This is a genomic window from Kribbella sp. NBC_00359, assembly GCF_036097425.1.
Lineage (GTDB): Bacteria > Actinomycetota > Actinomycetes > Propionibacteriales > Kribbellaceae > Kribbella.
Window position 1 is genome coordinate 2,330,144 of the sequence record NZ_CP107975.1, and the last position, 22,944, is coordinate 2,353,087.

Consider the following 22,944-nt stretch of genomic DNA (forward strand, 5'->3'; position numbering starts at 1 on the left):
CAGGCTGTGGCGCCGGTCCGGCCGTGCAAGGAGCGTGGATGAAACTCCGCCGCCCACTGGGGCTCGTCGCGTCTCTCGGGCTTGTTGCTGTGACACTGTCTTCTGCCATGACGTCAGCGCATGCTGTCCCTCCGACTTCCGACGCGGCCGGCGCGCAGCCGGTGGCGTCCGGGTCCTCGTTCTTCACCTCGTTCGAGCCGGGGCAGCCGCAGCCCGGCTACACCGATGCCGTCGAGACCGGCCCGGACGGGAGGCCGCGCGCCGACGGCGTCCGCGGCCCGACGCCGACCGGGATCGGCGGCAGCGAGATGGACAAGGTCACCAAGGTGACCGCGAACGGCGAGAACACCGGCGGCGGCGAGATCGCCACCAACGCGGCCGACGGTGACAAGTTCACCAAGTGGCTGGTGTTCGAGCCGACCGGCTGGCTGGTCTACGAGACCTCGGCCCCGGTGGTGATCCGCAAGTACGCGCTGACCTCGGCCAACGACGCCGACGGCCGCGACCCGCAGAACTGGACCGTCTCCGGTTCGAACGACGGGACCACCTGGACCACGCTGGACACCCGGACCGGCGAGAGCTTCGAGAACCGGTTCCAGACCAAGGAGTACAGCTTCACGAACGAGGCGGCGTACAAGTTCTTCAAGCTGGACATCACGCTGAACCACGGCGAGGACATCGTCCAGCTGGCCGACTGGTACCTGTCCAACGGCGTGCCGCTGCCGCCGCCCGGCCCGACCGCTGAGTCGCGGCTGGACTCCGGCCCGACCAGCGCCTACAACGCCCGCGCCCGGGTCGGCTTCACCGGCGTCAAGTCGTTCCGGTACGCCGGCCACCAGGAGGCCGAGGGCCGCGGCTACACGTGGAACAAGATCTCCGACGTGGACCTGAAGGTCAGCAAGGACACCCGGCTGTCGTACAAGATCTTCCCCGAGCACGTCGAGGGTGACCTGAGCTACCCGAGTACGTACGCCGCCCTCGACCTGGCCTTCTCCGACGGGACGTACCTGAGCGACCTGAACGCTCGCGATCACCACGGGTTTGTCCTGAGCCCGCGTGGTCAGGGCGACGCCAAGGGCCTGTCGACGAACCAGTGGAACAACGTCGAGGCGGATCTCGGCACGGTGGCCGCCGGCAAGACGATCCAGCGGATCCTGATCGGCTACGACAAGCCGTCCGGGCCGGCCGACTTCCGCGGCTGGGTCGACGACGTCCGGATCGCGGCCGCGGTCAACCCGGACCGCGCGGCCCAGAAGACCGCGACCAAGCACCCGTCCGACCTGGCGCTGACCACCCGCGGCACGAACGCGACCGGCGGCTTCTCGCGGGGCAACAACTTCCCGGCGACCGCCGTACCGCACGGCTTCAACTTCTGGACCCCGGTGACGAACGCCGGCTCCACGTCTTGGCTGTACGACTACGCCAAGGGCAACAACGAGGCCAACAAGCCCACGATGCAGGCGCTGTCGATCAGCCACGAGCCCAGCCCGTGGATGGGTGACCGGCAGACCTTCCAGGTGATGCCGTCGACCGCGACGACCCCGACCGCGGACCGCAAGGCGCGTGCCTGGTCGTTCAGTCACGACAACGAGATCGCCCGTCCGTACTACTACGGCGTCACGTTCGACAACGGCAACGCGGCCGAGATCGCGCCGACCGACCACGCGGCGATGCTGCGGTTCAGCTTCCCGGCCGGCAAGCCGTCACTCGTGTTCGACAACGTCAGCAACAGCGGCGGTCTGACCCTCGACCCGGAGACCGGCGTGGTGACCGGGTTCAGCGACATCAAGAGCGGTCTGTCCACCGGCGCCGGCCGGCTGTTCGTGTACGGCGTGGTGGACCAGAAGGTGGTTGCCTCAGGCAAGCTGTCCGACGGTGGCGGCGCGAATGTCGGCGGCTACTTCGCCTTCGACCCGAAGGCCACCCAGGTCCAGCTCCGGATCGCGACCTCGCTGATCGGCACCGCGCAGGCCAAGAAGAACCTCGAGCTCGAACTGCCGGCCGGATCGAAGTTCGGCAAGGTCAAGGACGCGGCGCAGGACCTGTGGGACGCCAAGCTGCGCACGATCGAGGTCGAGGGTGCGACGGCCGACCAGCTGACGACGATGTACTCGAACCTCTACCGCCTGTTCCTCTACCCGAACAACGGCTCGGAGAAGACCGGCACCAAGGACAAGCCGGTGATCACGTACGCGTCGCCGACCTCGCCGAAGGTGGGCACCGACACCCCGACCACGACCGGTTCGAAGATCGTGGCCGGCCAGACGTACGTGAACAACGGCTTCTGGGACACGTATCGGACCGTGTGGCCGGCGTACTCGCTGTTCGCCCAGGACGAGGCGGCCAGCCTGGTGAACGGGTTCGTCCAGCAGTACAAGGACGGCGGCTGGATCTCTCGCTGGTCGTCTCCCGGCTACGCGAACCTGATGGTCGGTACGTCGTCCGACGTCGCCTTCGCGGACGCGTATCTGAAGGGGATCAAGGGCATCGACGTCCAGGCGGCGTACGACGCGGCACTCAAGAACGCGTCCGTCGTGCCACCGTCGCAGAACGTCGGCCGCAAGGGCATGGACCTGTCCACCTTCAACGGCTACACGGCCAACAGCACCGGTGAGGGCTTCAGCTGGTCGATGGACGGTTACATCAACGACTTCGGCATCGCGAACATGTCGAAGAAGCTCTACGACACCGCGAAGAAGAGCGACCCGCGCAAGCAGGAGTACCTGGACAACTACAAGTACTTCATCAACCGGGCCCGCAACTACGTCACGCTGTTCGACCCGGCGATCAACTTCTTCCAGGGCAAGGGCCCGGACGGCGTCTGGGGCAACTCGCCCAGCACGTTCGACCCGCAGGACTGGGGTCACGACTACACCGAGACGAACGCATGGAACATGGCGTTCTCGGCGCCGCAGGACGGTGCGGGCATCGCCGCGCTGTACGGCGGCCGCGACGGCCTGACGAAGAAGCTCGACGAGATGTTCAGCACCCCGGAGGACGCACTGCACCCCGGTGGGTACGGCGGCACGATCCACGAGATGCTCGAGGCCCGCGACGTACGGATGGGTCAGTACGGGCACAGCAACCAGCCGTCGCACCACCTGACCTACATGTACGACTTCGCGGGTCAGCCGTGGAAGACGCAGGAGAAGGTGCGCGAGGTGCTGTCCCGGTTGTACCTGGGCTCGGAGATCGGGCAGGGGTACCCGGGTGACGAGGACAACGGCGAGATGTCGTCGTGGTACCTGTTCAGCATGCTCGGGTTCTACCCTTTGCAGGTCGGCTCGCCGACGTACGCGATCGGGTCGCCGCTGTTCACCAAGGCGACGGTGCGGCTGGCCGGTGGCAAGAAGCTGGTGATCAGCGCGCCGGGCAACAGTTCGCGCAACATCTACGTGCAGAGCGTTCGCGTGAACGGGAAGGCGTGGACCTCGACCGCGCTGCCCCACGAGCTGATCGCGAACGGCGGCAAGATCGAGTTCCAGATGGGCGACCAGCCGTCGAAGTGGGGCACCGGCCGGAACGACGCGCCGCCGTCGATCACCACCCCCGGCGAGGACCCGATGACGTGGCGGGACTCGACGTCCGACGTCGGTGCCGTGGTCGGCGCCGGTGGACTGGATGTGACCGCGCTGACCGACAACGACTCCAAGACCCAGGTCACGCTGACCGGCGCGACCCCGACGGTCACGGTCGCCCTGCCGCAGGGCCGACCGGTCGGCATGTACACGCTGACCAGTGGAGCAACGGGCGCGGCCCCGTCCGCATGGGTGCTGGAGGGCTCGAACGACGGTACGACGTGGTCGACAGTGGATCGCCGTACCGGTGAGAGCTGGTCGTGGACGTCGTACACCCGGTCCTTCAGTGTCGCGTCGCCCAAGGCCTACACGCAGTACCGCCTGGTGCTCACGCCGGCAGCGGGTGCGGCAGGCGTCACGCTGTCCGAGATCGAACTGCTCGGCACCTTGAAGGGCGTCGAGGCCGGCACGCATCCGACCGACAAGCGCGTCGCGGAGACCCAGCCGAGCCCGACTCCTTCGCAGTCGATCGACCGCAACTACGGCTGACCGAGGGCGCACGTGACAAGGGCGGCGGCATCTCGCCGCCGCCCGCTCGGACGCTTGCCCGGCGAAGCCTGCCCCTGAAAGGTTCCGCCGGAAATTCGATGAGGGGTGGCGGTCCCCGCCCGGACTGCCACCCCTTCATCTGTAACGACGTTCGAGGGTCGCCAGGGGTTGCCTCAGTGCAAAAGAGTCCACATGCCGGACACCGGCAGGTCTTCGGCGGTGGCCACGAACCATGCGAAGTTCAGCGCCAGCACCGCTGCGGTGACCGCAGCGGTGAACATCCAGCCGAGCCCCGAGCGGAGTGCCAGCACCGGTACTGCGAGCGCGGTCGCGAGCCCACCGAGCTGGACGGCGAACAGCGGCCCCCCGCTCTCGACCGCGCAGTCCACCGCGGTCGGCGGGCACAACGGGGCCTGCAGGTGAAGCATCAGTCCGTACGCGACACCCGCCACTACACCGACGAACGCTGCCTGTACCGCCACCTTGCCGATCAACCGCCCCCGGGCCTCCATGACATCACGCTAAGTGCGCGACGGGACGCCGTACCTGAGCAGAACTACTCAGCCGGACCAGCGGCCGGTGAAGAATCCCGCCGCCCAGATCGCGGCCAGCGGTATCGCGAGGGCGAGATAGAGGCGGCCGAGCCACGGTTTTCGGCGGGCCATGACGGCGAGGCCGATCCACAGCGGCCACCAGAGCAGGGTCGCCCGGGTGAGCGAGTAGATCCAGAACGACGTACAGAATGCTCCGACCGTGGCCGCGACCCAGGCCGCCTCGCCCCAGGAGCGGCGCCAGAGCAGCCAGGCGAGGAGCAGCAGGCCGACGACGAGGGCGACCAGCTCGGCCCGGAACATCCACGTCCAGTCGCTGCGTTCGGCCGCGAAGTGGCCCTTGCTCGCGGCCTCGAACGTGTGCATCAGCGAGGTCCACGGCCAGGTGAACTCGCGCGCCCAGCCCTTGTCCTGCGCCTCTTGCCAGGCGAACCACGAGCCGTGGATCTGCTTCAGGTACGCCATGAAGCCGAGCACCGGGACCGCCGGCAGCGCCAGCCACGGGAGCGACAGCCAGTCCCGCTTCTTCGAGGTGACGAACTCGACCACCAACGCGAACGCCAGGAAGATCCCGGACACCCGCACGGTCGCCGCGAGCGCGACGAAGATCGCCGCCCGGCCCCATCGGCCCTGCCGCGCCGCCAGCCAGCCGGGGAACGCGAACGCGCAGAACAGCGCCTCCGTGTACCCGGCAGCCAGGAAGACACCGACGGGAGCGCAGTACCAGATCATCGCCGCGTTCGGCCCGATCCCCTTGAGCTCCGGGAACTCGTACTGCGCGAGTCGCGCGAGGTACACGCCCGCCACCGCACTCGCGACCGCGGACACGACGATGCCCGCGGCAACGTAACCGATCCCGGTCCAGCTGACGATCCGCACCAGCACCGGGAACCCGGGGAAGAACGCCGCCAGCGGTGCGCCGGACGGCTCGCCGTGGTTGTACCCGAACTCGGCGACCGCGTTCAGATGCCAGACGTCCCACTGCAGCCAGGCGCGCCAGACGTTCGGGTAGTCAGTCCCCCGGTTGAACAGCAGCGGCGCCGAGATCGACAACATGAACAGTGCGGCCCGGGTGACCAACCACCACCCGAGCACCTCCCGCGTCTGCGCCGTCGGCTTCCACCGCTGCCAGCGCACCCCTTCGACCCGCGCCCGCCGCGCGCGCCCAGGCTCGGGCTCCTCGGCAGCCGTGCGCTCAAACACGCCGGCACCACCACATGCGAAAACCCACCCGAGCCCGAGTCACTCGCCTATCGTCTCCCATCCCGGGACGATCGGCCGAAACTACTGGCCGCCGCCGGGATTCTTCGGGGTATTGGTCGGTGCCGTCGGTGCGCCGGTCGGTAGCGTCGGCCAACCTGGCGGCTTCGTCTTCGTCCTGGTCGGAGAGCTGGTCGGCGTGTTCGGCGTGTTCGGCGGCGTGCTCGGTGGCGGCGTGCTCGGTGGAGGTGTGCTGGGCGGCGGGGTGTTCGTCGGGGTGCTCGGCGGCGGCGTGAACGTCGGGGTCGAGGTGTCCTTGATGTCGTCCTCGTTCGGCGCGGGGAAGTCCGTCTTGTCCACACCATCGAGGGCCGGCTTCATGAACGCCAGCCACGTCTTCAGCGGCCAGGTGCCACCGAAGAACGCCTTCTCGTCGGTGTAGTCGTCGAGGTTGCTCTCACCGGTCTTGCCGGCCCGGTACACGACGGATGTGGACAGGTCAGGTGTGTAGCCGTTCCACCACGAGGTCAGGGTCGCCGAGCCGTCCTTGCAGCCACCACACTTCGCGTTCTCCGCTCGATCCTCGACCGCAACGCCACCTGCCGTGCCGGTCTTGCCGGCCACCGGGCGGTCCAGATCCTTGGCGCCGGTACCGGTCCCCTTCGTGACCACGTCCTGCAGCGCGTAGTTGACCAATGCGGCGACGTCCTCGGGGATAGCCTGCTTCTCCTGCTTCTTCAGGCTTGCCTCCGACCACAGCACCTTGCCGTCCGGGCCCTTGACCTCCTTGATGCTGTGCAGCGGCGCGTACTTGCCGTTGGCCGCGAAGGTCGCATAGGCCTCGGCCATGGTGACCGCCGACGCGTACGGGTCCGGACCGAGCACGGTGGACGGATTGTGCCGGCCGGCCTCGAGGTACTTCCCCTTCGGGATACCGGCCGCCTCGGCCGCGTCGACCACCTTGTTCGGACCGTCGTCCATCTGCTTGTCGACCAGGTCGTAGAAGGCGGTGTTGATCGACTGCTCGGTCGCCTTCAGCAAGGTGACGTCGCCGTAGTCACGGTCGAACTCGTTGTTGAGCTTCTGGCCCTGGACCTTGATCGGGCTGTCGCCTTGGAAGATGTCGTAGAGGCCCTTTCCGTCCTCGAGAGCCGCGGTCAGCGCGAACGGCTTGAAACCAGATCCGGGCCGGGCCGGGCTCGTTGCCCAGTTCAACTGACTCTTCAGGTAGTCGGGGCCGCCGTACATCGCCAGCAGCGCGCCGGTGCCCGGCTGAACCGTGGCCATCCCTACGTGCAGGTTGTCGCGCTTGTCCGGCAACTCGCTCTGCGCGGCAGCGGTCATCTTCTTCTGCTGCCCGTAGTTGAAGGTGGTCGTGACCTTCAGGCCCCCACCGCTGATCTGGTCCTCGTCGAAGCCCAGCCGCAGCAGCTCCTTGCGCGCCATGTCGAGCAGGAAGCCCTTCGGGCCCTGGTAGCGGCTGTCCTTCGGCTTCGGTTTGAGGGCGGGCAGCTTGTTCGCGTACTTCGCCTCCGCAGCCGGAGTGATCGTGCCCATCTGCTGCATGCCGCCGAGGACGTACTTGTACCGCTCGATGATCCGCTTCTTCGTCCGCGGATCGGGGTCGTTGACATCGAAGAGGGTCGGGTTGTTCAGCACCGTCGCCAGGAGAGCGGCCTGGGGCACGCTGAGCAAACGCGGGTCCGGCTGCGAGAAGTAGGCATCACCGGCAGCGGAGATGCCGTAGGCGCCTTCACCGAAGTAGACGGTGTTGAGGTACCCCTCGAGCGTCTTGCTCTTGTCCTGCTGGCGGCTGAGCTTCGTCGCGATGAACAGTTCCTGGAGCTTCCGCGAGACTGTCCGCTCCTGGGTCAGGTACATGACCTTCACGTACTGCTGGGTGATCGTCGATCCGCCCTGCAACTGCTCACCCTGCGAGATGTTCCACGCGGCGCGGACCATACCCGACGGCGAGATACCCGGATTGGTCCAGAAGGTGCGGTCCTCGGCCGCGATCACCGAGTCCTGGACGTGCTTGGGGATCTGCGACATCGGAACCGTGTGCCGGTTCTGCTCGTAGAACGAGCCCAGCGGGTTCTTCTGGTCCGCGTACGTCACCGTGGTCGTGTTCGTCGCGAACTCTTTGTTGGGGTCCGGGATCTTCGTGGACTGGTAGACGATGAAGAAGGTCGCGACAGCGCCGATGATGCCGACGAAGAAGAGCGCGGTCAGCCAGCCGAGGACCCGCAGCGCCCAGTGTTTCTTGGCGCGCGCAGGCTTGACGGCCTTTCTACGAGCTTCACTCACAGTGCAATCCTCGACGATCTCGCTGAAGTCATTGCCCCACAGACTACGGTGGGTGTGGTAACGGGCCCGAATCCGCTCCGGATGGTAACAAGCCGCCCGGTCAGCCCGCGATTCGGCGGCCCACCGCCTTACCCAGATCTTGCCAACGCCTTCAGCAAGCGGTTCCCGGGTCACGTGCGGTGCGAGCAAAGTCACGGCCAGCAGACCACGATCGGTCCCACACAGTAGCCCTTGGTCGCGGCCGGGTCGTCCGGCGGCCTGAGCACTGCCATGACGCTCCGCTCCTGGACCACGACTCTCTGTGTCGCCCGATGAGCGCAGCTCGGCGCCCGACATAACAGGTCTTCCTGGCGCGCTGCGTGACGCAGCTGACAAAGCCCGGCTTTGTCAAGAGTTGTCCACAGTCCTTGGCTATGCCTACTCTGGCGCCACGATGTATCGAGCCGATACATCAGGTCATGACAAACTAGGCCGAGGGAGGTGGGTCATGGGAAACCGCAGTGGGGTCCTGGAGCTCGCCGTACTCGGTCTGCTGCACGAAGCGCCGATGCACGGTTACGAGCTCCGCAAGCGCGTCAACGCCCAGTTCGGCTGGGGACGCGTGCTGTCGTTCGGATCGCTCTACCCGTGTCTGAAGGCGATGCTCCGCAACGGCCTGATCACGGCCGACTCCGGGACGCCGGAGTCGGGTCGCCGGCCGAAGATCGTCTACACGATCACTGCCGACGGCAAGGACTATTTCGCCCACGCGATGCACGACGCTGGTCCGTCGGCGTGGGAGGACGACACGTTCGGCGTCCGGTTCTCGTTCTTCGGCCGGACCGATCCGGCCACCCGGTTGCGCATCCTCGAGGGCCGCAGGGCCCGGATGGAGGAGCGGCTGGCCAACTTCCGGGCCGCGATGACCCGGACCGCGGAGCGGGTCGACGCCTACACCCTCGAGCTGCAACGGCACGGCCTGGAGTCGGCCGAGCGCGAGGTCCGCTGGCTGAACGAACTGATCGACGGCGAGCGGCGTCAACAGCGGCCCCCTGACCTGCACCAACCGCCTACCCAAGGAGATTCCAGATGACCTCGATCCGCGTAGCGATCGTCGGTGTCGGCAACTGCGCCAGCTCGCTCGTCCAGGGCGTGCACTACTACCGCGACGCGAAGGCCGACGAGCGCGTACCCGGTCTGATGCACGTCGTGTTCGGCGACTACCACGTCCGCGACGTGCAGTTCGTCGCCGCCTTCGACGTCGACGCGAAGAAGGTCGGCCTGGACCTCGCCGACGCGATCGGCGCCAGCGAGAACAACACCATCAAGATCGCCGACGTGCCGCCGACCGGCATCACGGTGCAGCGTGGCCACACGCTCGACGGCCTCGGCAAGTACTACCGCGAGACCATCACCGAGTCCGACGCCGAGCCGGCCGACGTGGTCACCGCGCTGCGTGAGGCGGCCGTCGACGTCCTCGTCTGCTACCTGCCGGTGGGTTCGGAGCAGGCCGCCAAGTTCTACGCCCAGTGCGCGATCGACGCGGGTGTCGCGTTCGTCAACGCGCTGCCGGTGTTCATCGCCGGCACCAAGGAGTGGGCGGACAAGTTCACCGCGGCCGGTGTGCCGATCGTCGGTGACGACATCAAGTCGCAGATCGGCGCGACCATCACGCACCGGGTGCTGACCAAGCTGTTCGAGGACCGCGGCGTCACCGTCGACCGGACCTACCAGCTGAACGTCGGCGGCAACATGGACTTCAAAAACATGCTCGAGCGCGACCGGCTGGAGTCCAAGAAGATCAGCAAGACCCAGTCCGTCACGTCCCAGCTGCGCGACGAGATCGACGACCGCAACGTGCACATCGGCCCGTCGGACTACGTGGCCTGGCTGGACGACCGCAAGTGGGCGTTCATCCGGCTCGAGGGCCGCAACTTCGGCGACGTCCCGCTGTCGCTGGAGTACAAGCTCGAGGTGTGGGACTCGCCAAACTCGGCCGGCATCATCATCGACGCGATCCGCGCGGCCAAGATCGCCAAGGACCGTGGCATCGGCGGCCCGATCCTGTCGGCGTCGTCGTACTTCATGAAGTCGCCGCCGGAGCAGTACGCCGACGACGTCTGCCGCGACCTGGTGGAGAAGTTCATCCGCGGCGAGGTCGAGCGCTGAGCTCCCACCAACCGTTGCAGCGGTGCGCGGGAGCCGGCCGGTGGGCCGGCTCCCGCGCCGTTCTGTAGGTTTGTTCGGTGCGGTTGCATGTGGGATGTGCCCAGTGGACCCACCCGGGCTGGCCGCAACCCGGCCGGGAGAAACTCCGCGCGTACGCCTCGTGGTGCAACGCGGTCGAGAGCAACACCACCTTCTATGCGACTCCGTCCCGCTCGACCGTCGAGAAGTGGGCCGGGCAGACGCCGCCGGACTTCCGCTTCGTGGTCAAGCTGCCACAGCTGATCAGCCACGAACGCCGCCTCTCGGGTGTCGAGGTGGAGCTGCGCGCTTTCCTGTCCGCAATCGAGCCGCTGGCCGACCGCAACCACGCGCTGTGGATCCAGTTGCCCGCGTCCTTCGCTCCCACTGACCTCGGCAGCCTGGCCGCCTTCCTCCACCATGCGCCGCGTGAATATCGGTACGCCGTTGAGGTCCGGCACCCGGCGTTCTTCGACGATGCCCGGTCCGCCGGTTTGCTCGAACAGGTCCTTGGTCGCGTCGGCGCCGAGTGGATTCCCTTCGACACCGGCACCCTCTTCGGCCGCCGCCCCACCAGCTACGCCGAACGTGACGCGTGGATGAGGAAGCCCCGGGTCGCCCGCCGCACGCGAGTCCTGACCGCTCACCCCATCGTTCGGTACATCGGCCGCGACTCCGTCCCGGAGACAGTCGAGGGCTGGGACTACCTGGTCGAGCTGGTCACGACCTGGCTCGCCGAGGGCCGCTCACCGACGATCTTCCTGCACACTCCGGACAACGCCGAAGCACTGAACCTGGCCCGCCGTTTCCACGCGGACGTCCGTGCCCGCGTCCCCGGCGTCGAGCCGCTGCCGTCGCCGGTGGAGGTCGAGCCACCCACGCTCTTCTAGTTATCCACAGCTGAAAAGTCGTCTGCCCGGATGCGGGTCGATCTTCATATGTTCTCCGCCGAGATCAACCTCGGGAGGACGAATCATGGAGCATTCGCAGTACATCCCACCGCAGCCCACGCCGGACGATGCCGCATCGCCGGGCTCGACCCGCGCGGAGCGGCAGGCGCGGTCCGACTGGCTCATCACCGAGCTCGGCCGACTCGCCGCCACGGCCGACGATCCTCAGGAACAGGCCAGCCTGCGGCGAACCGCGGACTCCCTGGTCCGGCTCGCGATCGCGTTCCGCTCGTGACCGCCACGGTGGCGGCCACGCGTGCGGCGCACCGTGGTCTGGCGCCGGCTGCTCTGCCTGCGCCTGGCTCGTTGGATGAGCTCCTGGCCCGGAGCGGTCAGGTGGCGCTCGAGCTCTCCGGGGCGGACCAGTCCGCGTGGAACGGTCGCGTGATCGAGACGACCGGCAGCATCCTCGGGCTCGCGCACTGGGACGGGACGCTGTATCTCGACCGGGAGTGCATCCTCGATCCACTGCAGCGGATGTACGAGCATGCCGGCGAGGAGCAGCCGATCCCGATGCTCGTCCAGTACCGCGAATCCCTGGCCACGTTGCTGCATGAGCACGCCCACTTCCTCGGCCCGGCCGGGGCATCGCAGGATGCCGCTCGGGACGCGTTCACCCAACCAGGCGGCCGCCAGTTGGAGGAAGGCGTGGCGGAGGCCTGGTCCCAGGACCACCTCGATGACTACCTGACCCGGCTCGGCGTCGACAAGGTTGCCCCCGGCATCAAAGATGTCCAGGCCGGCGGGTACTACGCCGCGTTCGTCCCCGCCGTCCGCAGGCTCGCCACCGACGTCGAGATCCGCAACGACCTCCGCCCCGGCCAGGTCCTCGACGTGCTCAACCGCGAAACCGCCGCCGGCCAGTTCCCCCTCCTCGTCAGCCTCGTCTACAACTCCACCCGCCTACCCGACCTGGAGCTCGCCGGTGCCGACACCCGCCACCACCTCGAATCCATCCTCCGCACGGGCCTGGGCCACCTCGACAACTTCGAACTCCACCCTGCCGGCTTCGCCGCCGCCAAGTCCCACTCCACCGCCGGCGAACTCCTTGACCACCTCCACCAGGAGATCCAGACCGCCGAAGCCGCCTACACCTTCCACCCCACCGCCTGCACCCTCCCTCCGCCCTCCACCACCCCCGCCCGTACCTCCCCATCCCCTCCCACCCCGACCCGCACATCCCCAGCAGCCTCACCGCCTGGCCACATCCCGCCACCACCCACCCGCCTCACCCTCCCGGCGCCCTCCACCCCAGCCCGCACACCCCCAGCAGCCTCACCACCACACGGGACCCCGCCACCACCCAGCCGCCTCGCCCTCCCGGCGCCCTCCAAGCCAGCCCGCACATCCCCGGCAGCATCACCGCCTCGCCACACCCCGCCACCACCCACCCGCCTCGCCCTCCCGGCGCCTTCCACCCCAGCCCGCACATCCTCACCGTCTCGCCACACCCCGCCACCGCCCACCAGGCCCGCCCCACCGACTCCCACCTCCTCGGTCGTACCTGCCCACGGCGCAGCTCACTCCGATCCGCGCGCCTTCCAGGCGGCGCTGTCCGGCATCTGCCCGCCTCGACCGGTTCCCGCCGACGCCCCAACCGCGCAATCCACAGCACCTCCGACGACAGCCGGCGTACCGGCGGCTCAGCGACGGTTACCTGGCTCGCGGGGACGGCACACCGGCGTGGGCTGACGCCGCGGGAGAGGTCGGCGGGACGGGATACTGAGGGAATGGATTACGACGCGTTCGACGTGGAGCTCAGGCGGGTGCTGGACGCGGCGACGGCCAGATCGCTGGACGAGGCGACGTTGGCTGCTGAGGTCGATCGGTTGCGGGGGTTGGCGACTCTGGTCGAGCCCGCGGCGGATCGGAAGCTCGCGGGATCACACCTGACGTCGCTCGAGCGGGCCCTGAGCTACGAACTGCCACCGCTGTCCGACGAGTTGGCCGAGGCTCTTCGCGTGCAGTCCCGAGCCCAATCCGCAAACGGCACGCCAGCCGAGCGGATCGAGCACCTCAGAGCCGCCATCGCGGAGATCGGGCGGATCGCCGACACGGCGTCACCCGCCGACCACCCCCGCATCCTCGATCTGAACGAGCCACTCTCCATCCTCCTCGAGTCCCTGCGGCTCACCACACCGCCCTCCCCCGACCGCTGAACCCGCGGAAGTGGCTGGCGTGCCGGTGAAAGCGGTGCGCGGTGGTCAGTAGCTTTCCGCAACTGATGGCCGCGCAGGCCCAGGCCGCGGTGAAGGTTCTGGGAGCTCATCACTCGTCGTGGAACAAGTCGTACGAGTTGCTCGCCGCGGATGACAAACGACGCGGGCTGGTGCGGTGGGACCACACGATCGAGTACCACCCGCAGCATGTCGTTGCGGTACTGCAGGATATGTTCGACCGGGCCGGGCAGCGGCATGACGAGGAGACGCTGCGGCAGTATCGCGAGGCACTGCGGGTGGTGTTTCACGAGAACATCCACCTGCTCGCCGCAGCGGGTACGTCGTACGGGATGGCCGTCGACGCGTATCAGGAGCCGTCGAACAAGGTTCTCGAGGAGGCCGCCACCGAGCTCGCGACGCAGGACGCTCTCGACGACTACATCGACGAGCTCGATCTGGAGGCGATCGCGCCGGGCATCACCGGCGTACGGACGGGGCGTGCGTACGGACAGTACGTGCCCGCCGTCGAGGTGTTCGGTCAGGCCGTGGCGGACAGCGCGGAACTGTCGGCTCGGGAGGTGATTCGCCGGCTGGCGGGGGTGAACCCCGAGAACAAGTTCCGGGTCGCCGCGCAGTTGCTGTACGACGCGCACAAGCTGTCCGAGGTGGTTCCGGAGGCTGCGAAAGCCGCCGCGCTCGAGCGTATCGAGTCGGCGATGCGGCCACCGTTCGCGACGATCCGCGACTTCGATCCGGAGGATCCGTTGGATGTTCGCATGTCTGCGCTGGCCGGCACTCGGGCGAGCCTCGACGCGGACGCGGAGGTCCGCGAGATCGCCGAGTACTGGTCGGCGAACCATGAGCTCCGCCGCAGCCTGGATGCCGGTCTCGGGGCGAGCCCACCGCTGCGCAAGCCTCAGTACGGCACTCCCAGCCGCGACACCCGCCCCAACGAACCCGGCGCCACCGGCAGACCGGACCGAAAGCCCCACGTGCTGGGGGGACTGACGGTCCGCTGGTGCGGGTACGGTGGCGGGCGTTGGCGCAGACACCGCAGACAGCTGCGGCGAGCGACTGAACGCGGCGGTGGCTGCGGTGAGCGGAGGAACGCGGCTGAAAGCGGTGGCGGCTGCTGCAAGCGGCGGAACGCGGTGGTGGTTGCGGCGGGAAGGCTGGAAGCGGTGGTGGCTGCGGTGAGCGGCGGGAGGCTGCTGAAGGCGGGAGCTGTTGCGGGGGTGTGGTCGTCGGTGTAGCGCCGCTCGGCGTGGTGGTGTGACGGGCGTGCTGCGGGTGGCGGGTTCGGATGTTGTTGTTGCGGATTGTGCGGAGCTTGGTGGAGGGAGTTGTGGTGGATCTGGTCGCGGAAGGTGCGGGAGTCGCGCCTGGGCTGGTGGAGTTGCGGCGGGAGTTGCATCGGATTCCTGAGGTCGGGCTGCAGTTGCCGAAGACGCAGGCGATGGTGCTCGACGCGGTGGCCGGGTTGCCGTTGGAGGTCAGCACCGGGAAGGAGCTGACCTCGGTGGTCGGCGTACTGCGGGGTGGGCAGCCGGGGCCGACGGTGCTGTTGCGGGGTGATATGGACGCGCTGCCGGTGGTCGAGGAGACGGACCTCGAGTACGCGTCCCAGAACGGGAGCATGCATGCCTGCGGCCACGATCTGCACACCGCCGGCCTGGTGGGTGCGGCACAGCTGCTGAGCGCCCATCGCGAGGAACTGCACGGGAACGTGCTCTTCATGTTCCAGCCGGGTGAGGAAGGTCTGGGCGGCGCCGGGTACATGCTCCGGGAAGGGCTTCTGGGGGCGACGGGCGACAAGCCGATCGCGGCGTACGCGATTCATGTCTGGTCGCAGGAGGCCAGCGGGATCTTCCAGACGCGGCCCGGGACGATCATGGCCGGCTCGAACCAGCTGCACATCACCGTGCGAGGCAAGGGCGGCCATGGTTCGTCGCCGGACAAGACGATCGACCCGGTGCCCGTGGTGGCCGAGCTCGTCCTCGCGCTGCAGACGTATGCGACGCGGCGGATGAATGTCTTCGACCCGGTGGTGATCACGGTGACGCAGCTCGAGGCCGGGGTCGCGATCAACGTCATCCCGAACACAGCCCGGCTCGGCGCGACCGTTCGGACGTTGTCGGATGCGACGTTCCAGCAGTTGTCGCACGAGTTGCCGAGCCTGGCCGAGAAGATCGCTGCGGCCCACGGCTGCACGGTCGACGCCAACTTCGTCCCGCAGTATCCGGTCACGGTCAACGACGCCGAGCGTACGGCGGAGACGTCGGCGGTGCTGCAGCAGTTGCTCGGTGCGGAGCGGGTGCAGCCGTTGGACAACCCGTTGATGGGGTCGGAGGACTTCTCGATGGTGTTGGAGGAGGTGCCGGGCACGTTCGTGATGCTCGGTGCGCGTCCCGACGATGTCGACGCGGACGAGGCGCCGTCCAATCACTCCAGCGTGGTCCGCTTCGACGACGTCGTGCTCGGCGACCAGGCCGCGGCGCTCGCTCAGCTCGCGGTCAACCACCTCATCCCGGCCTGACTACCTGACGTGGCCTAACCGCCTGACGTCGCTTGACCGCTTGACCGCTTGACTACCTGACGTGGCCTATCCGCCTGACGTCGCCTGACCGCTTGACGTCGCCTGACCGCTTGACGTCGTCTAACCGCCTGACGTCGTCTAACCGCCTGACGTCGCCTGATCGCTTGATGTGGCCTGGGGCTGGCCGGCCCGCCAGAGGCCGGCCAGCCACAGGGTTCAGGAGGGCGTGATTCCGAGGGTGTAGGCGCCGCGGCTGCCGTAGGTGGAGTAGCCGGTGTTCAGCGGGTCGCCGTAGCCCACGTTATCGATCCGCAGATAGTAGGTACCCGGCTGGAGCGTGCTGCTAACACTCGCGCCGAGGCCGGTCGGCGTACCGGCGTCGGCCTGACCCGAGGCGGGGTCGGCCGAGGCGACGACCGCGCCCGAGCTGTCCAGCAGGTCCAGCTTGATGTCGAGGTCCCCGCCGGTCGGCGCCGAACTCGCGGTCGCGATGTAGTTGCCAGCGGCACCGACATCGACGCGGTACACGTCCGTGTCGGACTCCGCGGCGATCACCCCGGACACCGGCGTGCCGACGGTCAGTGCGGCCGCGTCGCCGGTGGTGTCACCGGCCTCGTCGGCGCGCAGAGCCAAGCCGTGGGTGCCGACGACCGCATAGTCGTCTTCCGTGTTGTTCGCGTCGGCGTACTCACCCTTGCTCCACTGGCTGATGCCGCGGTAGTAGCCGACACCCATGATCGGAGCCCAGGCGCCGTGGCCCTGGTAGTAGCCCACAGTGGACGTGCCGTCGTGGCTCAGGCCGACGTTGTGACCGGCTTCGTGGGAAGCGGCCTCGGCCAGATTCTTCGCGCCGGTGCCGACACCCTTCGTGAACACCAGCGCCGGTTGGTAGTAGTCGTGCTGGCTGGTGCTGTCGTACACGCCGACGTACGCGACCCCGCCACATCCACAACCGGACTGGTACCAGGTGTCGGGGTCGATCAGCACCCGCGTCCCGTACTGCTGGTCCGACGCGTCGGACCGGTCGATCGCGGACTGCGGCGGTTCCTGCGTAGTCACATCCACGTCGAAGGTGGCGTAGTCCTCCGCAACCCGCGCCCACACCTCGTGTACGACGTCCTGCTCAGCCGGACTGAAGGTTGCCGGATCGCCGTCGGCGTCGTACGGCGACACCTTCACCGGATCGATCCCCTTCGACGCGTTCCACGCCGTACCGGTGATCGTGTGGCCGTCGAAGTCCAGGTAGATCACGCGGTGGGAGCCGGGCTTGCTGTGCAGTTCGAAGGCCGGACCGGTCGCGGCGGCAACGGCTTGCTCGGCCCAGCGGGGTGACGCTTCAGCCGATTTCTGCGACGCGGTGAGAGTCGGCTCGCGGAAGAACAGCCGGCTGTCGGCATCCAGCCAGCTGGTCTTGTCGGTGGCCAGGATCCGCTCGAGCTGGGCCACGGGGAGCCCGTTGCCAGCGGCAACCTCGGACAGGCGGGACCGCACCTTGCCGAGCGCAGCGGCACCGGGCGTGGCTTCACCGAGCAGCCGGGTAACCGAGGTCGGAGCAGGCTGTTGGTCGATCGGGGTCGGAGCAGGTCGTTGGTCGATCGAGGCCGGACGGTCGATCGGGGTCGGAGCAGGCTGTTGGGCGTCGGCCTGGTTGCCGTCCACCACGGCCAGCGCACCGAACACGACAGCACCGGCGCAGGTCAGTGCACCGGTGCCGCGGAGTCTGTTCACAAGGTCCTCCAGGGATAGGGCGGTATCCCCCCGGGCAGATCCCCCAAAGGCCCGGGGCCGTCGATCTCGGTGGGAACGACGGCCCCGGGCAGCTCAGGTGTTTCAGCCGGCGGTGACGCGGACCGTGTACGCGCCGCGGCTGCCGTACGTCGAGTAGCCCGTGTTCAGCGGGTTGCCGTAGCCGGTGTTCTCGACCCGCAGGTAGTAGCGACCCGCGGTGACCTGGCGGCTGATGCTCGCACTCAGGCCGGTCGGAGTGGCGGAGTTGGACTGCCCGGCGGCCGGGTCAGCGGTGGCGACGACAGTGCCGGCCGAGTTCAGCAACTGGAGCTTGATATCCAGGTCGGCGCCGGACGCGGCCGCGTTCGCCGCGAAGGTGAAGGTGCCGGCCGCCAGATCGATCCGGAAGGTATCGACGTCGGAGTCGTTGGCGTAGATGCCCTTCACGCTGGTACCGAGGGTGAGCGCGGTGGCGTCGGTGGTGCCGTTGCCGTGGTCGTCGGCCCGCAGCGCCAGACCGTTCTGGCCGATGACGGCGAAGTCGTCTTCTTTGTTGTTGGCGCCGGAGTACTCGCCCTTGCTCCACTGGCTGATCGCCTTGGAGTAGCCGACGCCCATGATCGGAGCCCACGCGCCGTGACCCGCGTAGTACCCGACGGACGCCGTACCGTCGTGGCTCAGGCCCACGTTGTGACCCGCCTCGTGCGACGCGGCCTCGGCGATGTTCTTCGCACCGGTGCCGACGCCCTTCGTGAAGACCAGGGCCGGTTGGTAGTACGAGTGCTGGCTGGTGTTGTCGTAGACGCCGACGTACGCGACGCCGCCGCATCCGCAGCCGGACTGGTACCAGGTGGTCGGGTCGATCAGGACGCGGGTGCCGTACTGCTGGTCGGATGCACCGGACCGGGTGATCGCCGCGGCGGCCGGCTCCTGCGTGGTCACGTCGACGTCGAACGGCGCGTAGTCCTCGGACACTCGCGCCCAGACATCACGGACGACGTCCTGCTCGGCGGTGCTCCAGTTGTTCGGGTTCCCGTCGGTGTCGTACGCCGTGACGTTCACCGTGGCCGGTTTGCCTCCGGTGTTCCACGCGGTACCGGCGATGGTGTGGCCGTCGAAGTCCAGGTAGATGACCCGGTTGGAGCCTGGTTTGCTGTGCAGCTCGAAGGCCGGACCGGTGGCAGCGGCGACCGCCTTCGCCGCCCAGCGCGGGGACGGCGCCGCGGCGGCCCGCCGGGAGGCGGCGCCCGCGACGGGCTCGCGGTAGAACAGTTTGCCGTCGCGGTCGAGCCAACTGGTCTTGTCGGTGGCCAAGATCCGCTCCAGCTGGGCGGCCGGGATTCCGTTCCGGCCGGACAGCTCGGCGAGGCGGGACTGCACCCGGCCGAGGGCGGTCTTACCTTGGAGCTCCTGGCCGAGCAGTTGGTCGATCGGGGCGGGGGCGGGTTGCTGGGCGTCGGCCTGGTTGCCGGCCACGACGGCCAGCGCACCGAAGACAACAGCGCCGGCGCCGACGAGGGCGCCGACGCGGCGGGGGCGGGTGTGCATTGCTGGGGTCCTCCTCAGGGACTCCGACCGACCACGGGCGGTGGGCGGGCACTACTTCACATCTCGTACGCGGGCACGTACTTTCGGTAGCCTGCCCGACCGGCCCTCGCGCTGTATAGATTCGTCTTGGGATTTAACGCCGACTTGCGGAGGTTCCGATGCGCTTCATGATGGTGTTCAAGGCCAGCGAGGAATCCGAGGCCGGAGCGATGCCGAGTGAGAAGAGCCTGACCGAGATGGGTCTGGTGATGGCCGAAATGGCCGAGAAGGGCGTCCTGCTGGCCGGCGACGGGCTGCTGCCCAGCTCGCGCGGCGTCCGGCTCCAACTGGACGCCGGCAAGCGCCGGGTAGTCGACGGCCCGTTCGCCGAGACCAAGGAGCTGATCGCCGGGTTCTGCCTGATCGAGGTGGCCTCCCGCGAAGAGGCGCTCGAGTGGGGCTGGCGCTGCATGGCCGCCGACGAGGGCCCAGCCGGCACCGGTCGGGGCACCGGACTGGAGATCCGGCAGGTCGCGACCCCGGACGACTTCGGCGCCGAGTTCACGCCCGAGGCACGGGCCCGTGAGGAACAGACCTTCCTGAAGGCCGCCGAGAACCTTCAGAAGAGCAATACCTGACGGATCGACGCGCCGGCGGCGAGGTCGTCGAAGGCCCGGTTGAGCTCGTCGAGCCCGATCGTCGCGGTCAGCAAGCGGTCGACCGGCAGCCGGCCGGCCTGGTACAGCGCGACATAGCGCGGGATGTCCCGCGACGGCACCGACGAGCCGAGGTAGGACCCCTTCACCGTGCGCTCCTCGGCGACCAGGCTGACCGCGGGGACGCTGAACGACTGCGACGGATCCGGCAGCCCCACCGTGACCGTGGTCCCGCCCCGGCGGGTGGCGGCGTACGCCTGCTCGAGCACCTTCGCACTCCCGACGGTCTCGAAGGCGTAGTCGGCGCCACCTGAAGTCGCGGCACGCACCTGGTCGACGACATCGGCGTCCCGGGCGTTGACCACGACAGTCGCACCCAGATCCTGCGCCAACTCCAGCTTGGACGGTACGACGTCCACCGCGACGATCGGATGCGCTCCGACCAGCACGGCACCGAGCAGCGCGGACAATCCAACGCCGCCGAGGCCGAAGATGACCGCACTCCGGCCGGCTCTGACCTGCGCCGTATTGACGACAGCTCCCACGCCCGTCATCACCGCGCACCCGAACAGCGCCGCGATCGCGGGCGGGAGCGACGGATCGATCTTCACCGCCGAATGCGCGGACACGACCGCATGATCCGCGAATCCGGACACGCCCAGGTGATGGTGGACGCTGTTCAGCCTTCGGGTGCCGCCGAGGAGGGCGCCGGCGGTGTTTGCGGCGGCACCCGGCTCGCAGAGGGCTGCTCGGCCTTCGGCGCAGGGGCCGCAGCTACCGCAGGCGGGGACGAAGGCGCAGGCGACCACGTCACCCGGCGCGAACCCGGGCGCCGCCGACTCGAGCACCTGGCCGGTGGCTTCGTGGCCGAGCAGCATCGGCAGCACGCGCGGGCGGGAGCCGTCGATGACCGACAGGTCGGAGTGGCACAGGCCGGCCGCGCGGATCCGGACCAGCAGCTCACCCGGACCGGGCGGGGCCAGCTCGACCTCTTCCACGCTCAGCGGCCGCGACTCGGCGTACGGGCGAGGCAGTCGCATCTCCCGCAGTACGGCGCCGCGCACGATCATCCCGTGATCCCTTCGAGTGCCTCCCGGATGCGATCCGGGACCGGCACCGGACGGCGGTCCGCACGGTTGACGAACACGTGCACGAACCGCCCGGTCGCGGCCGGCACGTCCGAATCCTCCCGAAACAGGCCGATCTCGTACCGCACACTGGAGTTACCCAGCTGCGCGGCCCGCAATCCCGCGTCGACGACGCCCGGGAACTCCAGTGCCTGCTTGAACGTGCACTGCGAGTCCACACACAGGCCGATCACGTCGCCGCCGTGGATGTCGAGCCCGCCGGACCGGATCAGGTAGTCGTTGATCACGGTGTCGAAGAAGCTGTAGTACTCGACGTTGTTCACGTGCCCGTAGACGTCGTTGTCCTTCCACCGCAACGTGATCGCCAGGAAGTGCGGGAAGGAACTCCGATCCATCGGGCCACCATAGCCGCGGCGCCCGGCTGTGCGACGACCCACAACCTACGGTCCCGTAACTTACGGTGCCGTAGGGTGGGGGGAACCGCCGACGAAGGAGACCCCCGGTGAACGACAAGCTGGTGACGAACCTGCTGCACGAGCTGGAACCCGTCGTCGAGGACAATCTCGAGCGGCACCTGGCGATGACCAAGGACTGGAATCCGCACGACTACGTGCCCTGGAGCGAGGGCCGCGACTTCGCCTTCCTCGGTGGTGAGGACTGGTCGCCGGAGCAGTCCCGGCTCGATCCGGTCGCCAAGGTGGCGATGGTCACCAACCTGCTGACCGAGGACAACCTGCCCTCGTACCACCGGGAGATCGCGACCCAGTTCGGCCTCGACGGCGCCTGGGGCACCTGGGTCGGCCGCTGGACCGCCGAGGAGGGCCGGCACGGGATCGCGCTGCGTGACTACCTGGTGGTCACCCGCGGGGTTGACCCGGTCGAGCTGGAGAACGCCCGGATGAGGCACATGACCGCCGGTCACGTCGTCGAGAAGAACATGCTCGAGGCGATCGCGTACGTGAGCTTCCAGGAGCTGGCCACCCGCGTCTCCCATCGCAACACCGGTAAGGCCACCGGCTGCCCGATCGCGGACCAACTCCTGGCCCGGATCGCCACCGACGAGAACCTGCACATGATCTTCTACCGGAACCTGGTCGCCGCGGCGTTCGAGACGGCGCCGAACGAGACCATGCGAGCGGTCACCAACGAGGTGAAGGACTTCTCCATGCCGGGCGCGACGATGGAGGGATTCACCCGCAACTCGGTGACGATCGCCAAGGCCGGCATCTACGATCTGCGCTTGCACCATGACGAGGTGGTCGCACCGATCCTGCGGAAGTGGAAGGTCTTCGACCGCGAGGATCTCACCGGCGACGGCGCCAAGGCCCGTGACGAGCTCGCCGACTTCATGGCCGGCCTGGACGCCCAGGCCGCCCGGTTCGTCGAGCAACGCGACCGCCTGCGCGCCCGCCAGGCTGTCCGCCACGGCGTGAGCAGAGCGACAGAGGTGCCGTCGGCCTGATCGTTGTCCATGCTGTACCTCGACAGGGATGACCAGGAGAGGTGGGGCGGATGAGCGTGGTGGAGGGGCGGCACACGGCGGCGTACGACGGGGACGTCGTGGTGTTCCTGATCGGTCTGCGGATCAACTCGCTGCGGGGGTTCAAGGCGTGGTTGCCGGTCGCCAGGGCGATGGGACCGATGCTGCGTGAGCTGTCGAAGGATCCGGACAGCGGCCTGCTCGGGTTCCGGACGCTGCCGACGTGGCGCGGCGTCACCCTGATCCAGTACTGGGAGTCGATCGAGAAGCTGCAGAGCTTCGCGAACGACAGCAACCGGACCCACCGGCCGGCCTGGCTCGACTACTTCAAGCAGTCGTACAAGAGCGGCGCCGCCGGCATCTGGCACGAGACGTACGTCGTCCCGGCGGGGAACACCGAGACCATCTACGGCAATATGCCGCTGCTCGGTCTCGGCAAGGTCGCCGGCGTCGTCCCGGTCGGCACCAAGGGCGAGACCGCCGCCGAACGCCTGCACACCAAGGAGTAGCCGGCCGGTCCGGACATCCG

19 protein-coding genes are annotated in these 22,944 nt (G+C 68.3%); 12 read left to right on the forward strand and 7 right to left on the reverse strand.

All coding sequences use genetic code 11. From position 1 onward, the window contains the following. Nucleotides 1-107: 107 nt before the first annotated feature. Nucleotides 108-4,067, forward strand: coding sequence for a GH92 family glycosyl hydrolase (locus OG876_RS11455; protein ID WP_328524792.1), 3,960 nt, complete (start codon nucleotides 108-110; stop codon nucleotides 4,065-4,067). A gap of 173 nt (nucleotides 4,068-4,240) precedes the next feature. On the opposite strand, the gene OG876_RS11460 is transcribed toward OG876_RS11455, so the two are convergent. The 3 genes from OG876_RS11460 to OG876_RS11470 form a co-directional block, all read right to left on the reverse strand. Continuing rightward, the gene (locus OG876_RS11460; RefSeq protein WP_328524793.1) at nucleotides 4,241-4,579 is read right to left on the reverse strand and encodes a hypothetical protein; all 339 of its coding nucleotides are present in this window, start codon (nucleotides 4,577-4,579) and stop codon (nucleotides 4,241-4,243) included. Between the two features lie 48 nt (nucleotides 4,580-4,627). Continuing rightward, nucleotides 4,628-5,821 (reverse strand): mannosyltransferase family protein, encoded by a 1,194-nt coding sequence (locus tag OG876_RS11465; RefSeq protein WP_328524794.1) that lies wholly within the window; start codon nucleotides 5,819-5,821, stop codon nucleotides 4,628-4,630. An 81-nt stretch (nucleotides 5,822-5,902) separates the two neighbouring features. Then, the gene (locus OG876_RS11470; RefSeq protein WP_328524795.1) at nucleotides 5,903-8,125 is read right to left on the reverse strand and encodes a transglycosylase domain-containing protein; all 2,223 of its coding nucleotides are present in this window, start codon (nucleotides 8,123-8,125) and stop codon (nucleotides 5,903-5,905) included. Between the two features lie 487 nt (nucleotides 8,126-8,612). Between OG876_RS11470 and OG876_RS11475 the strand changes: the two genes are divergently transcribed. The 8 genes from OG876_RS11475 to OG876_RS11510 all read left to right on the forward strand — a co-directional run bounded on the left by OG876_RS11475 (nucleotide 8,613) and on the right by OG876_RS11510 (nucleotide 15,936). Next, on the forward strand, nucleotides 8,613-9,197 hold the full coding sequence (locus OG876_RS11475) for a PadR family transcriptional regulator (protein WP_328524796.1): 585 nt from the start codon (nucleotides 8,613-8,615) through the stop codon (nucleotides 9,195-9,197). Further along, complete coding sequence (locus OG876_RS11480; protein ID WP_328524797.1) at nucleotides 9,194-10,273, forward strand: inositol-3-phosphate synthase; 1,080 nt, start codon at nucleotides 9,194-9,196, stop codon at nucleotides 10,271-10,273. The genes OG876_RS11475 and OG876_RS11480 overlap by 4 nt, the downstream gene beginning before the upstream one ends. 77 nt (nucleotides 10,274-10,350) lie before the next feature. Beyond that, the gene (locus OG876_RS11485; protein ID WP_328524798.1) at nucleotides 10,351-11,181 is read left to right on the forward strand and encodes a DUF72 domain-containing protein; all 831 of its coding nucleotides are present in this window, start codon (nucleotides 10,351-10,353) and stop codon (nucleotides 11,179-11,181) included. A gap of 85 nt (nucleotides 11,182-11,266) precedes the next feature. Next, a complete protein-coding gene (locus tag OG876_RS11490; RefSeq protein ID WP_328524799.1) occupies nucleotides 11,267-11,476 on the forward strand; it encodes a hypothetical protein in 210 nt (69 codons plus the stop codon). Then, nucleotides 11,473-12,933: a hypothetical protein gene (locus OG876_RS11495; protein WP_328524800.1), complete on the forward strand. Its 1,461-nt coding sequence runs from the start codon at nucleotides 11,473-11,475 to the stop codon at nucleotides 12,931-12,933. The genes OG876_RS11490 and OG876_RS11495 overlap by 4 nt, the downstream gene beginning before the upstream one ends. 38 nt (nucleotides 12,934-12,971) lie before the next feature. After that, nucleotides 12,972-13,400 carry a hypothetical protein gene (locus OG876_RS11500; RefSeq protein ID WP_328524801.1) on the forward strand — a complete coding sequence of 143 codons (429 nt, stop codon included), beginning with the start codon at nucleotides 12,972-12,974 and terminating at the stop codon, nucleotides 13,398-13,400. A 41-nt stretch (nucleotides 13,401-13,441) separates the two neighbouring features. Continuing rightward, nucleotides 13,442-14,653, forward strand: a complete 1,212-nt coding sequence (locus OG876_RS11505) for a hypothetical protein (RefSeq protein WP_328524802.1) — start codon at nucleotides 13,442-13,444, stop codon at nucleotides 14,651-14,653. Between the two features lie 95 nt (nucleotides 14,654-14,748). Further along, the gene (locus OG876_RS11510) at nucleotides 14,749-15,936 is read left to right on the forward strand and encodes a M20 metallopeptidase family protein (protein WP_328524803.1); all 1,188 of its coding nucleotides are present in this window, start codon (nucleotides 14,749-14,751) and stop codon (nucleotides 15,934-15,936) included. Between the two features lie 216 nt (nucleotides 15,937-16,152). On the opposite strand, the gene OG876_RS11515 is transcribed toward OG876_RS11510, so the two are convergent. Together OG876_RS11515 and OG876_RS11520 are read right to left on the reverse strand one after the other, a co-directional pair. Then, entirely contained in the window at nucleotides 16,153-17,664 is a 1,512-nt protein-coding gene (locus tag OG876_RS11515; RefSeq protein WP_328524804.1) for a pre-peptidase C-terminal domain-containing protein, read from the reverse strand. A gap of 102 nt (nucleotides 17,665-17,766) precedes the next feature. Next, nucleotides 17,767-19,212, reverse strand: coding sequence for a M12 family metallo-peptidase (locus tag OG876_RS11520; protein WP_328524805.1), 1,446 nt, complete (start codon nucleotides 19,210-19,212; stop codon nucleotides 17,767-17,769). Between the two features lie 158 nt (nucleotides 19,213-19,370). Here OG876_RS11520 and OG876_RS11525 point away from each other — a divergent pair, with 158 nt between their 5' ends. Next, on the forward strand, nucleotides 19,371-19,829 hold the full coding sequence (locus OG876_RS11525) for a YciI family protein (protein WP_328524806.1): 459 nt from the start codon (nucleotides 19,371-19,373) through the stop codon (nucleotides 19,827-19,829). On the opposite strand, the gene OG876_RS11530 is transcribed toward OG876_RS11525, so the two are convergent. Both OG876_RS11530 and OG876_RS11535 read right to left on the reverse strand, forming a co-directional pair. After that, on the reverse strand, nucleotides 19,811-20,917 hold the full coding sequence (locus OG876_RS11530; protein WP_328524807.1) for a zinc-dependent alcohol dehydrogenase family protein: 1,107 nt from the start codon (nucleotides 20,915-20,917) through the stop codon (nucleotides 19,811-19,813). The genes OG876_RS11525 and OG876_RS11530 overlap by 19 nt on opposite strands. Continuing rightward, nucleotides 20,914-21,330 (reverse strand): acyl-CoA thioesterase, encoded by a 417-nt coding sequence (locus OG876_RS11535; protein WP_328524808.1) that lies wholly within the window; start codon nucleotides 21,328-21,330, stop codon nucleotides 20,914-20,916. Before OG876_RS11535 ends, OG876_RS11530 begins: the two co-directional genes overlap by 4 nt. Before the next feature lie 107 nt (nucleotides 21,331-21,437). Here OG876_RS11535 and OG876_RS11540 point away from each other — a divergent pair, with 107 nt between their 5' ends. Then, nucleotides 21,438-22,397: an acyl-ACP desaturase gene (locus tag OG876_RS11540; RefSeq protein ID WP_328524809.1), complete on the forward strand. Its 960-nt coding sequence runs from the start codon at nucleotides 21,438-21,440 to the stop codon at nucleotides 22,395-22,397. A 50-nt stretch (nucleotides 22,398-22,447) separates the two neighbouring features. Next, nucleotides 22,448-22,924: a DUF4188 domain-containing protein gene (locus OG876_RS11545; protein ID WP_328524810.1), complete on the forward strand. Its 477-nt coding sequence runs from the start codon at nucleotides 22,448-22,450 to the stop codon at nucleotides 22,922-22,924. The last annotated feature ends 20 nt before the right edge of the window (nucleotides 22,925-22,944 follow it).